Raw genomic sequence first — 12,769 nt, 5'->3', positions numbered from 1 at the left:
GGTTTGTTGAGTGGTAATAAAGTGAAAACAGATAATTCACGCGGCAGGGGAGGAAGAGAAAATAACGCGCAAGAAATTGCCCCGATTTGGCGGGTGATGACTTCATTTATCACCACATATTCAAAACAGAGTTAAGGCTCGTTCGATAAAATCACTTTGTTTGATAATCAATCACTATAAATCTTTGTTTCAAGGGAAAGATGACATTCTGCTTCAATGTGACTATAATCCGCCGCGGAGTTGACTAGACAGTCGCCGCTTCACTGTAGTCCCTCTCGGGGGAGACAGGTGGAGGGGAGGAAAGTCCGGGCTCCATAGGGCAGGGTGCCAGGTAACGCCTGGGGGGCGCAAGCCTACGACAAGTGCAACAGAGAGCAAACCGCCGATGGCCCGCGCAAGTGGGATCAGGTAAGGGTGAAAGGGTGCGGTAAGAGCGCACCGCGCGGCTGGCAACAGTCCGTGGCATGGTAAACTCCACCCGGAGCAAGGCCAAATAGGGGTTCACATGGTACGGCCCGTACTGAACCCGGGTAGGCTGCTTGAGCCAGTGAGCGATTGCTGGCCTAGAGGAATGACTGTCCACGACAGAACCCGGCTTACCGGTCAACTCCCTCTATTATAGAGCCCCTTGTGAGGTTATCCTCACAAGGGGTTTTTTATTGGGTAATCGACCGCGTCGCCATTTTGGGCTAACGCAGAGCTCAGAGTCCTCACCTACGTTGTGTAGGTTCCGGTTCCTGCGCGCTAGGCGCACCCCAACTTGCTAGTTCGCGACGCCCTAACATTCAGCGTGATGCGATTTTGGGGGGCTGCTGTTATTTGAATAGGTACCTATACCGGTAGGTCGATTAATAGTGCGCGTAGCGGCGTTTGGGCTTTAATGGTGAGCTGCTGCTCTTCCTGAACAAAGGCGCCGTCACCGCAGGTTAGACGCTGAAGATCGGTCGTCTGCGAACCTTCCACTTCGACGGTGCCGTGAATTGACTGCAAATAAGCCCGTTGGCCGTGAAGCTGAATGCTGTGTTCATCTCCTGCTACCATATTCAAATGGTGAATCCACATCTGCTGACGCAGTTTCAGACTCCCCTGACCGCCATCAGGCGAAGCCAGTAAACGATAAAATTCATTGCCTAGCGCCAGACGCTGGCTCGAATCACTATCCTGCTCAGGGCAGGCATTCAACCACAGCTGAATTCGGGTTAATGGCTTACAACTACTCAGATTATGCTCGCTGTAACTCACCTCAGACTGCGGCGAAAATAAAATAACGTCGCCTTCTTTTCCCTGCACATGATTACCCAAACTGTCTCTGTATTCTGCCTCACCCTGTAAAATCAGGTTGAGAATATCCACCTGAGGATAAGTTCGTGGTTGAAAAGCCGCGCCGGGCGCGAGAACTTCCTGATTGAGTACTCGCAATGAAGCGTAGCCCAACAGTTTGGGATCGAAATAATGACCGAAAGAAAAGGTATAGCGGGCCTGTAACCAACCAAAGTCAGCTTGCCCGCACTGTTTTGCCGTTCTGCATGTGATCATGACGATGATTGCCCCTATAAATTGATAGACAAATGGTAAGCGTCTGGACGCAGGATTGTTAGCCAGTTAATCTGGTCGGTATATTCAAATTTCCTGACTGAGAAAACTGATGGCCAAAGATCGGGCGTTAACGCTAGAAGCGTTGCGGGTAATGGATGCTATTGATCGTCGAGGCAGCTTTGCCGCTGCCGCTGATGAATTGGGTCGAGTACCTTCGGCCCTCAGCTACACCATGCAAAAGCTTGAAGAAGAGCTGGATGTGGTGCTATTTGATCGCTCCGGACATCGCACTAAATTCACAAATGTTGGTCGGATGCTACTGGATCGTGGCCGAGTGCTATTGGAAGCTGCCGATAAACTGACTACGGATGCTGAAGCGCTGGCGCGGGGCTGGGAAACACACATTACTATTGTGAGCGAGGCGTTGTCGCCCGCCTGGAAACTGTTCCCGCTTATCGACAAACTGTCGCTTAAGGCCAATACGCAGGTTTCAATTTTGACCGAGGTTCTGGCCGGTGCTTGGGAGCGATTGGAGCAGGGACGTGCTGATATTGTTATCGCACCAGATATGCACTTCCGCGCTTCTTCAGAAATCAATTCACGAAAATTATATAAAGTGACCAGCGTCTATGTGGCCAGCCCGGATCATCCAATCCATCAAGAACCGGAGCCGCTTTCAGAAGTGACTCGGGTTAAATACCGAGGTATTGCCGTGGCAGATACCGCTCGTGAGCGCCCGGTCATTACCGTTCAGTTATTGGATAAGCAGCAGCGTTTAACGGTCAGTACTATTGAAGATAAACGTCGTGCGTTGCTGGCCGGATTGGGCGTGGCGACCATGCCTTATGAAATGGTTGAAAAAGACATCGAGGCGGGTCGTTTGCGAGTTGTTGGGCCGGAGTACAGCCGAGAAGTGGATATTATTATGGCCTGGCGGCGGGACAGTATGGGCGAGGCCAAATCCTGGTGCCTGCGGGAAATTCCCAAACTCCTGGGACGTGGTTAAGAATAGAGTGAGACGGGCGTTGGTCGCCCGTCAGGGCAAAAGGTGTAACAGGGTATTTGGTAAGACTATAGCTCTGAACCAAAACGAACATCTCGCCCGTGGGTCGACAATAAATCCTGTTCTGGCCCGACGGAAATAATACCGTAGGGGTTAATCGTGGCATGACTGCGATAATAATGATTGCGAATATGCGGTAGGTTAACGGTGTCAGCAATGGTAGGTATCTGGAAAATATCTCGGAGGAAACCGTATAAGTTCGGATAATCACTAATTCGGCGTTTATCACATTTAAAGTGGGTGACATAAACAGGATCAAAACGAACCAAAGTGGTCCATAAACGTAAATCAGCTTCAGTCAGTTGATTGCCAGTTAAATAACGCTGTTGGTCCAGAATTAATTCCAATTTATCCAACGCCACAAACAACGTATTTACCGCTTCATCATATGCATTCTGGCTGGTGGCAAAACCGGCTTTGTACACACCATTATTGACTGCATCGTAGACCCAACCGTTAATTTCTTCGATTTTCACACGTAGGGCTTCGGGATAATAATCCCCCTTTGCGGCACCTACACCATCAAATGCACTGTTAAAAATACGCATGATATCGGCAGATTCGTTGCTAACGATGGTTTGCTGCTGCTTATCCCAAAGTATGGGGACGGTCACTCGTCCGCTATAAGTGGGTTCTGCACGTAAATACAACTGGTAGAGGTAATCCGATTGGTAAAGGGAATCTCCAGTGGTATCAGGGAAATCGGTGCCAAAGGTCCAGCCTTTATCCAACATTAATGGGTGTACGACTGAAACCGGAATCAGGGATTCTAACCCTTTAAGGCTGCGCATTAATAAAGCGCGATGCGCCCAAGGGCAGGCAAGGGAAACATATAAATGATAACGATCTTTTTCCGCATTAAAACCGCCGCGACCGTGGGGGCCGGGCTGGCCATCAGGGGTGATCCAATTACGGAATTGCGAGGTGCTACGTTTGAAATGGCCGCCGGTTGACTTAGTGTCGTACCAGATGTCTTGCCAAACGCCGTCAACTAGTTGCCCCATTGGGTACTCCTGTGTATTTAGAGGTCATAACGAATTTTATCGCGCACAGATTTTATCGCGCAGAGAGAAGAGGAAGGCGAAATAAGCTTGGTTAACAACGCCGTATTAATCTATTCATTGTCAGGAAGGTGACAAAATAACAACGCCCTACCATTAGATAGGGCGTCGAATATTAGCCGCGGGGGAAAGTTACCACTTTTTGCCCAGCAGGCGGTCGATACTGAATGCGCCGGGGCCTGCAACGGCCAGCACCAAGAAGCCACCGGCGATGGTCAGGTTTTTCATGAACATCAGCTGGTTTACGCCTTCCGCAAAGTTTGTGTGGAAAATCAGCGCGGTTAACAACGTAAAGCCCGCGGTAAACAGAGCGGTAGTGCGGGTCAGGAAACCAAACAGAATAGCCAGACCGCCGCCAAATTCCAGCAAGATAGTCAATGGCAAGAAGAAGCCGGGAACGCCCATCATCTGCATATATTGTTGAGTTCCAGCATAGGCATCGCCCATTTTGCCGTAACCGGCAACAATAAACAGAATTGGCATCAGAATACGTGCAACCAACAGACCGGTATCTTGTAATTTATTCATCGACTACTTACTCCAAATAAGGGTTGATGCTAATGCCTGACATTAGCGGCAATATTTTGTGGCAATCCGTTGGCTTTCCAGCTTCATACCGAGTTGATGAATAATATGTTAGTAGGGAAGTAGGAAAGTTGTTAGCAAGTAATACTGTTTGTTTTTATCAAAAAAATTGATGGGTTTAACAAAAAGTGCGAAAAAGGTCAGCTGATACAGATAAGTGGAAGGGATGAGAATAAGAAAATAAATTAAATGAGTTAATAAAACTCGCCGTCTGAGACAGTGGCGACAGGCGAGTTTAGCGGGAAGAAAATGTGCGACGGAAAAGTCGGAAGGTACCCCATGCGCTTAACGCCCTGCGGGACCAGCGAATCATTCGGCTAGGATGGCGAACGCCATAAACTGCGATTAGGCTGGAACCCAGAACCAGAAACTTACGCATTTCAAGGATTTTGAGCCAGCCGCGATCGTAAGGCGCGGTTACTTCAATCCAGTGTGCCGCGCTATTAGCCAGATCCAAGCGTTGCTGTTCAATCTGACGCAGCAACTTTTCCTTTTCTAACCGTAATGGGCGGCTCACTGGTCTTTCTCCAATAATTCCCGATCGATTTCCAACTGTTGCCGGGTTGAACCCAAAAACGTGGAACGACGAGCTTTAACCAGCGTCCAGATAACACCTACCAGCGCTAGCCCCAACAGCACGCCGGTAGTGATAGCCAAAGCCATAAAGCGGTAGACGGGATCAACGGCCCACATCACTAACACCAGCAGACTCATTAAACCAAAAGCGGTTAATAGCAGAGTAATTCCGGCCATTATCAGCAACTGAATCAGCGTTGCCTTTTCTTCTTCTAGCTCAATTACCGCCAGTCGAACGCGGGTTTCAACCATGCCAACCACGATAGTGGCGATGCGATGGATGGTATCAAGGACCCCTTTACCGGGGCCCTGTGTGCGAGGTTGCTCTGCCATAATTAGCGACGGGACAACAGAACGCCCAACACCACGCCAACGGCGGCGCCGATACCAACACCTGTCCAAGGGTTGTCATGGACGTAGTTATCAGCCTTGCCGGCGATTTCTTTGGTCTGAGCCGCAATTTTGTCGCCAGTTTCGCTCAGGCGCTCACGAGTGTCCTTTAGGGCACTCTCAGCTTTGGAACGTAATTTATCTAACTCAGCTTTTGGCTTGTCAGAGGAGGAATGCAAAACTTCTTCCAATGTATCTGCCAGTGATTTGAGTTCGGCGCGCAAATTTTCAGCGTTTTTATCTTGTGCCATATCAATAACTCCTTAACATAACTGAGAAGAATATCTAACATAGCGGATTTTCTGAGCGGTTGAAAGGCCAACCTGTGGAAAATCATGCTAATCCGCCTGCGGATTCGTCCTAAAAAACACCATAAAATGGCTTTTAAACCAGATTTTTGACTACTAAAAACGATGGGTAATATCTATTCAGCCTGAAGTTGCTTTAGCTCGGTTTGGGCTTCGTCCAGCTTCTTCTGTTTTTTTGCGATTTTCTTTGCGTCACCAGTTTCCTGCGCCTGCTTCAGCTCTTGCTGACGCTCGGCAACTTTCTGCTGTTTCTGAGCCACTTTTTGCTGATGCTCAGCCTGTAAACCGGCTTCAGTACAGTTGGATTTCACTTCTTTCAGCGCCGTTTCCAGCCCGGTAACGCGCTGGGTATTACCATGCTGTTTGGCATAATCGATCTGCTGCTGAATTTCTTTCTCTTTGACATCGCAGCCGTTAGCGGTAGCAGCCTGAGCCAGGCCGCAGAATGCAACAACCGGTAAAACCAGCAGAAGGGAATGGCGTAACAACATAATATTTCTTCCTTTTTGCAGCCTGAAGACAACGGCGTGTCTTAGCTCCATGCCGCTTAATAAATGAGACATATTAGTAATGGTGATTACCGAACTTAAGTTAAGCATAGCGCTGAATAGTACATCGCCCAAGTTTTCTGTTGGGGTATATTGGGGAATCCCTTTCATTTTTCAAATTGTTGCGTGGTAGCGGCAGTTCGATAGCTATCGGATACATATCGAATGGGAATCAAAGAACGCGGGGGATAAATGACATCAGAGGGACGGGGGAGCGTTTCCCCCGACAGAGATTTGGACTAACGTGGATTGAGCTAGCCTATTTTTTGCGTATCGCCGCCAAATTTTGGCAGCCAGCTATGACGCTTGGTTGATTCACTCAGCACGATGACGTAACCCTTCGGCAAAATAGCCTGCAATGCTTCAATGGCTTCTTTCTGCTGCTCCGGTGATTCCAGACTGACCACCAAACTATCGGCCTCCGGCGTAATGCTTTTAATCCGAATGCCTCGTTCGTCCAGATGTTGATAAAGGTAGAACCCGTCCGGAAGACTCAGCCCTTGTTGATTAGGGCTGATTTTCAGGGCGCTTTCAGTATGCAGTATCACAGGGGTAAACAGCGCGACGAGCAACAACATACCCAACGCCAGCACCGCATAGTGCCAGCGTGGGCGGCGCAAACGAGCCAGAAGCTGGATCACGCCTGATTTCCTTTATCACCCTGAACGCTGCGCTTTTTACGCCACAGTACGTACAGAGAACCAAATAGGCCGATAACCAATAACGCTAGCGGTAGCAGCATTAGGAAGAACATGACTTCATCTTCGTATTTGCGGAATACCGGCGTTTTACCCAACGCGAATCCCAATGCGGTCAGAATCAGTACCCAAAGCAGGCCGCTAACCCAGTTAAAGAACTGGAAACGAGCGTTGCTCAAGCCAGAAAGGCCAGCGATAGTCGGTAACAGTGTCCGGACGAAAGCCAGAAAACGGCCAATGAGCAGGGCGGACAGGCCGTGACGGTGGAATAAATTATGTGCACGGGTGTGATAGTGGGCGGGTAAATGGGATAACCAGCCCTGCACTATCTTGGTATTTCCCAGCCATCTTCCCTGTATGTAGCTGACCCAACAGCCTAAACTGGCGGCGGTAGTCAGAACCACTAGCGTGACTGGGAAACTCATTGCCCCTTTGGCAATCAGTACGCCGACCAGAATCAGCAGGCTATCACCGGGTAAAAATGCTGCGGGTAGCAGGCCATTTTCCAGAAAAAGTATGACAAACAGCAGGATATAAATGGCCCACACCAACGAAGGGTTAGCGAGTGTTTCGTAGTCCTGCTGCCATAAGGCATGTAAGAGTTCTTTAATGATATCCATCTGGTATTCCTAAAACGTCATTGTTTTTGTTGCGCTCACGCGGCGGCTCAGATAAAGGTGCTGATACTTCCAAAGTGAACCAATCCGTTGATGCGTATGCAGTAAATCTATTTTTTGCTTATAAATTTTTATGACAATGGAAACAGAGTTGCGGCGTCGTGATAAGTCAGTGCGCCGCTGTACAGGATATTACTCTCTTTCCACCCGCCCACGCGATTTTGCTGTGCGGCTGAATGAAGCATCCAGCGGCCAGATTGGCGTAATGGCGACGGTTGTCGGGACTGCTTATAGATTTCTTTTGCCTGAGCATTGCGTGAAGTTAGGAACCAGGACGGGTGCCAGCTCAGGTTTACCCATAAAGTATTGCCTGTTCCGGTGAATTTAGATGTGCCCAGACGGTTTTTAATTGAGAAATTTTTGATCCGCTTGCCAAGACGTAGCTGGTCGGGCTGTGGCGCATCATGTCGGAAGACGTTTTGAGTAATGAATTCAACATTAATATATTGAATTGCAGTGCGCTGAAGGGCGCGATAAGAAACGTCCTGCGTGGAATCAGAATGCCCAGCCAATAGCGGCTTGCTGGCGACCGAACCGGTCCAGCAAGAAACAGCAATAAGCAGGATAAACAACCAGCGCATTTTTCGCGTTTCGCTCCCAAAGCGGCGGGAAAAAAAAGAGCAGTCACTTTAGCAAAATAGCAGGATATGAAACAGGGAAATATAGGCGTTAATTGATGGTTTATTGTACCGCTTTTAAGAAATAGCCTCTCTGCTTACATTTGCTGACAGATCTCGACATTTACTGACTAGAGTGATCCCGCTTATGTAGGGTTATAAGAGGGAAACCGCAATTTATGCAGGCGGTATCCCTTTTATTTTTCGCTTTTTCCTGCGGAGAAATGCAGGTAATAGTGGAGAGGGGACTATTCGGCTCAGGCTTTGCTGTTTATCGTCATATTGTTGGCCGCCAGATTATCCAGATGAACCACTGGATTTTCTGCAAATAAATAACGATCGACGTTAAATTCGAAATCATCAGTGGTGGCATGGAACAGCATTTGTTTGGTGTTTTCCAGATGCTGCCACATTGCCAGTTTGCTGGCATAAGGATCTTTACGCATTAACGCCTTCAGAATCTGATCGTGATCTTCGCACCAACTCTCTATGGATTTATCGTCAATATGCTCATGCAGTTTGATCCAATACGGATTATGAACCCGCTGGCTCCACATTTTCTCGACGATGGTTGCCATCGCGGTATTTTGGGTAGCCAGAGCAACCTGCACATGGAATTTCAAATCCCACTGAGAATCCCGGAAACGATCTTCCTGACGAGCATGTTCCTGTATTTCAATCAGTTTGACAATATCCTGACGAGTGATTTGCGTTGCCGCAAACTCGGCGATATTGCTTTCAATTAACTGGCGCGCCTGAAGTAGTTCAAAAGGACCGGCAGCAGCGAATTCAATTTCATTGCTTGGCATGACCAAATGCTTCTGCTGATTGGACATGACGTGGATGCCAGAGCCTTTGCGTACTTCTACGTAGCCCTCGACTTCCAGCATAATAATCGCTTCACGGACGACGGTTCTGCTGACATTCATTTCTTCCGAAATATAGCGCTCAGCAGGCAACTTATCGCCAACCTGATATACACCAGCTTCGATGCGTCGTTTTAACTCTGCGGCCAACTGTTGGTATAACCGTCTGGTATCTGTGAATTCCATGATTAAGGCTCTTGGATCAATTGAGGCAGATAATATTATGACTCAGTGTTGTCAGGGCTTGGAGGCTATCCCGAACGGCATATCTCGCGGACTTGTTATACCACTTATCCCCGATCGGTTCTAGCTATTGCTATCACAGATATACTTAACCAAAGGTAGTGCAGGGCGGAAAAAAAACAAACCCGGCAAGCTTCTGCCGGGCTAGTGAGTACGTAATGCGTCACTCTTGGAGAGCGTCGCCGGATGGGTTAATTTTGCTCAGCCGGTGCTTGTTGTATCGGATCGATATGTGAGTCATCGGCAGGGCGGTTTTGCAGCACCGTCCAGATAACAATTACTGCCAGCACGTCGAACACCGCCAGCGCGGCAAACAGTGGGCTGAAGCCCAATGTATCGGCTAATGCGCCAACCACCAGAGCAAACAGCGTACTGGCAGTCCAGGCCGCCATGCCGGTTAACCCGTTGGCAGTGGCTACTTCGTTGCGACCGAAGACATCGGAAGACAAGGTAATCAGTGCGCCAGACAGAGACTGGTGAGCAAAACCACCGACACATAGCAGAGCAATAGCGACATAAGGACTAGTGAACAGGCCGATAGTGCCAGGCGCAATCATCAGCAGACCGCCCATAGTCACAACCAGTTTACGAGAAACAATCAGGTTCACTTTCAGATATTTTTGGAACAACGGAGGCAGGTAGCCACCCAGAATACAGCCAAGGTCAGCAAACAGCATTGGCATCCATGCAAACATCGCAATTTCTTTCAGGTTAAAGCCATAGGCTTTGAACATGAATAGTGGAATCCAGGCGTTGAATGTCCCCCAAGCCGGTTCTGCCAAAAAGCGTGGGATAGCTATACCCCAGAATTGGCGGTTACGGATTATCTGCATCGCAGACATCTTTTTCGAGTTGGAAGTGGAGTGGTGAGCTTCCTGACCGCTGAGAATATAGTCGCGTTCTTCATCCGTCAGTCGTTTCTGATCTTTCGGGTGTTTATAGAAAATTAACCAGCAGATAGCCCAAATCAGGCTGAGCACACCGGTAATGATGAAAGCCATTTGCCAGCTGTGCATGACGATAGCCCAGACCACTAACGGTGGAGCAATCATTCCGCCAATGGATGAACCCACGTTAAAATAACCAACGGCAATAGAGCGCTCTTTCGCCGGGAACCATTCACTACTGGCTTTTAAGCCTGCGGGGATCATGGCTGCTTCAGCTGCACCCACTGCACCACGGGCAATGGCTAAGCCGCCCCAACTGCTGGCTAACGCGGTACCCATACAGAATATCGCCCACATAACGGCGAACATGGCGTAGCCGATTTTGGTACCCATGACGTCCAGTACGTAACCTGCAACCGGCTGCATCAAAGTGTAAGCGGCGGAATAAGCGGCGATAATATAAGAATACTGTTGCGTAGTGATATGTAGCTGTTCTTGAAGCGTAGGTGCGGCGACGGCGATGGCGTTACGTGTCAGATAACCCAAAATCGTGCCCATGGTGACCAAGGCTATCATGTACCAGCGTAATCCTTTGATTTTACGCATTTCTAAATCTCTCCCAGTCTCTAAGATTACTGCTATGGAGTGCAGTCTGGCGGCAGTCCATGGCGCAATTTGGTCCATCCAGTCGATGCCCGAGCACCCGGTGGTACCTAAACGCTCCTTTTTTGATCGTGTCTCTCAACGCTTAGGGGGTAAATCAAGCTGATGCCCCTAAGGTTGTGATGCCTGGTATCACTACGGTCTTAAGCCGTTAGAAAAATGACACTGACGATGTATTCCTTCACCGACGACCTGTAATTTTTTCGATTTGGTTATCCCTGAACTCTTAGGATGCGTATCCATAAGACAACTCAGGGCGACGCAACAATAACTTGTCATACAGATTTAAAAGTTGAGTGACATCACAAAAACCACTTTTCAATTAGGGAATAATAGAACTCGCCAGCCTTAGTGCTGCAAGGGACTAAATAATAGAAAATGTTGAGTATTTGTTCATTTTGTTAGGTTTTTGCGATCACCGTCTTGTAAAAAGTGCTGGACGGTGAATGAAATTGGTGTGATAACTTCGCGATAACAGAAAACAGTGCTCTACGATGTAGCCATGTGAGGAAGCCAATATGTCGCAGTTTTTAACCGAAGATTTTTTGCTGGATACCGAATTTGCCCGTCGTCTGTATCACGATTATGCAAAAGATCAGCCGATTTATGACTATCACTGCCATTTACCACCGGAACAAATCGCAGAAGACTATCGTTTTAAGAACTTGTATGACATCTGGCTGAAAGGCGATCACTATAAATGGCGCGCAATGCGTACCAACGGCGTAGCCGAACGTTTCTGTACTGGCGATGCTAGCGATCGGGAAAAATTCGAAACTTGGGCCGCAACCGTTCCTCACACAATTGGCAATCCTCTGTATCACTGGACTCATCTGGAATTACGTCGTCCCTTCGGCATTACCGGCAAACTGCTTTCGCCGAAAACATCGGAAGAAATCTGGCAACGTGGCAATGAGCTGTTGGCTCAACCGGCTTTCTCTGCGCGCGGTATCATGCAACAGATGAATGTCAAAATGGTCGGCACCACCGATGATCCTATTGACGATCTGCGCCACCACAAAGCTATCGCCGCGGACGGCAGCTTTAACATCAAAGTGTTGCCAAGCTGGCGTCCGGATAAAGCCTTCAATATTGAAGCCGCCGGCTTTAACGATTACCTGAAGCTGCTGGAAGCCGCAGCAGATACGTCTATAAGTAAATTCTCCGACCTGTGCGATGCATTGAACAAACGTATGGATCACTTTGCCGCTCACGGCTGCAAAGTCTCTGACCATGCGTTGGACGTGGTGGTCTATGGTGAAGCAGACGAAACGACGCTCGACGGTATTCTGGCTCGTCGTCTGACGGGAACTCAGCCAATGCCGGAGGAAGTGGCTCAGTTTAAAACCGCCGTGTTGCTATTCCTATCTGGTGAATATCACCGCCGTGAATGGGTTCAGCAATATCACATCGGCGCGCTGCGTAATAACAACAGTCGCATGTTCAATCTGGTTGGCCCAGATATCGGTTTTGACTCTATTAATGACCAGCCGCTGGCTCAGCCGCTTTCCCGTTTGCTGGATGCGCAAGGTCTGCGTAATGCGCTACCAAAAACTATCCTGTACTGCCTGAATCCGCGCGATAACGAAGTGATTGGCACTATGGTCGGCAATTTCCAAGGCGAAGGCGCCGCAGGGAAAATGCAGTTCGGTTCCGGCTGGTGGTTTAACGATCAAAAAGACGGTATGCAGCGCCAAATGACCCAACTGGCGCAGTTGGGTTTGCTAAGCCGCTTTGTCGGGATGCTGACCGATAGCCGCAGCTTCCTTTCTTATACACGCCATGAATATTTCCGCCGAATCCTGTGCCAGATGATTGGCCGCTGGGTGGCAGACGGTGAAGCACCGGCAGACATCGAACTGCTGGGGGCGATGGTGAAAAACATCTGCTTCGATAACGCTAAACAGTATTTCGCTATCGAATTGTAGGGTATCAAGCGGGCGGGCTAACCGGCCTCCCGCCTTCAAACTTTTGCTTAATTCAATGCTGTCTGCGGGACGGAAAGCGACGGGCTGTGCATATGATGCCGGTTTATCGCTCCTGGCCTGTCT

General features: G+C 48.9%; 14 protein-coding genes and 1 other RNA gene. 3 read left to right on the top strand and 12 right to left on the bottom strand.

Annotation, left to right across the window (positions count from 1 at the left end; genetic code table 11):
- Positions 1 to 236 precede the first annotated feature (236 nt).
- Positions 237 to 615: RNase P RNA component class A (gene rnpB, locus AD970_RS18485), an RNA gene on the top strand.
- 216 nt (positions 616 to 831) lie between these two features.
- Here rnpB and AD970_RS08270 read toward each other — a convergent pair.
- Positions 832 to 1,536, bottom strand: a complete 705-nt coding sequence (locus tag AD970_RS08270; protein ID WP_049597850.1) for a pirin family protein — start codon at positions 1,534 to 1,536, stop codon at positions 832 to 834.
- Between the two features lie 109 nt (positions 1,537 to 1,645).
- On the opposite strand from AD970_RS08270, the gene AD970_RS08265 reads away from it, so the two are divergent.
- Positions 1,646 to 2,542, top strand: coding sequence for a LysR family transcriptional regulator (locus AD970_RS08265; protein ID WP_049597848.1), 897 nt, complete (start codon positions 1,646 to 1,648; stop codon positions 2,540 to 2,542).
- 65 nt (positions 2,543 to 2,607) lie between these two features.
- On the opposite strand, the gene AD970_RS08260 is transcribed toward AD970_RS08265, so the two are convergent.
- The 11 genes from AD970_RS08260 to AD970_RS08210 form a co-directional block, all read right to left on the bottom strand.
- Positions 2,608 to 3,603 carry a glutathione S-transferase family protein gene (locus tag AD970_RS08260; protein ID WP_049597847.1) on the bottom strand — a complete coding sequence of 332 codons (996 nt, stop codon included), beginning with the start codon at positions 3,601 to 3,603 and terminating at the stop codon, positions 2,608 to 2,610.
- A gap of 189 nt (positions 3,604 to 3,792) precedes the next feature.
- Positions 3,793 to 4,188 carry a DoxX family protein gene (locus AD970_RS08255; protein WP_049597845.1) on the bottom strand — a complete coding sequence of 132 codons (396 nt, stop codon included), beginning with the start codon at positions 4,186 to 4,188 and terminating at the stop codon, positions 3,793 to 3,795.
- Between the two features lie 292 nt (positions 4,189 to 4,480).
- Complete coding sequence (locus tag AD970_RS08250; protein ID WP_049597844.1) at positions 4,481 to 4,762, bottom strand: YqjK-like family protein; 282 nt, start codon at positions 4,760 to 4,762, stop codon at positions 4,481 to 4,483.
- Positions 4,759 to 5,154, bottom strand: a complete 396-nt coding sequence (locus AD970_RS08245; RefSeq protein ID WP_049597843.1) for a phage holin family protein — start codon at positions 5,152 to 5,154, stop codon at positions 4,759 to 4,761. Before AD970_RS08245 ends, AD970_RS08250 begins: the two co-directional genes overlap by 4 nt.
- A gap of 2 nt (positions 5,155 to 5,156) precedes the next feature.
- Positions 5,157 to 5,462 carry a DUF883 family protein gene (locus AD970_RS08240; RefSeq protein ID WP_049597841.1) on the bottom strand — a complete coding sequence of 102 codons (306 nt, stop codon included), beginning with the start codon at positions 5,460 to 5,462 and terminating at the stop codon, positions 5,157 to 5,159.
- A 173-nt stretch (positions 5,463 to 5,635) separates the two neighbouring features.
- Complete coding sequence (locus tag AD970_RS08235) at positions 5,636 to 6,010, bottom strand: DUF1090 domain-containing protein (RefSeq protein ID WP_049597839.1); 375 nt, start codon at positions 6,008 to 6,010, stop codon at positions 5,636 to 5,638.
- A 311-nt stretch (positions 6,011 to 6,321) separates the two neighbouring features.
- Positions 6,322 to 6,708, bottom strand: a complete 387-nt coding sequence (gene mzrA, locus AD970_RS08230) for an EnvZ/OmpR regulon moderator MzrA (RefSeq protein WP_049597838.1) — start codon at positions 6,706 to 6,708, stop codon at positions 6,322 to 6,324.
- A complete protein-coding gene (locus AD970_RS08225; protein ID WP_049597835.1) occupies positions 6,705 to 7,385 on the bottom strand; it encodes a DedA family protein in 681 nt (226 codons plus the stop codon). Before AD970_RS08225 ends, mzrA begins: the two co-directional genes overlap by 4 nt.
- Before the next feature lie 128 nt (positions 7,386 to 7,513).
- On the bottom strand, positions 7,514 to 8,023 hold the full coding sequence (locus AD970_RS08220) for a hypothetical protein (RefSeq protein WP_049597833.1): 510 nt from the start codon (positions 8,021 to 8,023) through the stop codon (positions 7,514 to 7,516).
- Positions 8,024 to 8,316: 293 nt separating this feature from the next.
- Positions 8,317 to 9,111, bottom strand: coding sequence for a transcriptional regulator ExuR (gene exuR, locus AD970_RS08215; RefSeq protein ID WP_049597832.1), 795 nt, complete (start codon positions 9,109 to 9,111; stop codon positions 8,317 to 8,319).
- A gap of 248 nt (positions 9,112 to 9,359) precedes the next feature.
- Positions 9,360 to 10,661 (bottom strand): MFS transporter, encoded by a 1,302-nt coding sequence (locus AD970_RS08210; protein ID WP_049597831.1) that lies wholly within the window; start codon positions 10,659 to 10,661, stop codon positions 9,360 to 9,362.
- Between the two features lie 575 nt (positions 10,662 to 11,236).
- Between AD970_RS08210 and uxaC the strand changes: the two genes are divergently transcribed.
- A complete protein-coding gene (uxaC, locus tag AD970_RS08205) occupies positions 11,237 to 12,646 on the top strand; it encodes a glucuronate isomerase (protein ID WP_049597829.1) in 1,410 nt (469 codons plus the stop codon).
- Positions 12,647 to 12,769 lie beyond the last annotated feature (123 nt).

This window comes from Yersinia nurmii (assembly GCF_001112925.1).
GTDB classification, from domain to species: Bacteria; Pseudomonadota; Gammaproteobacteria; order Enterobacterales; family Enterobacteriaceae; genus Yersinia; species Yersinia nurmii.
The sequence above is the reverse complement of the archived record's forward strand: the minus strand, read 5'-3'. Positions and strand labels throughout refer to the sequence as shown.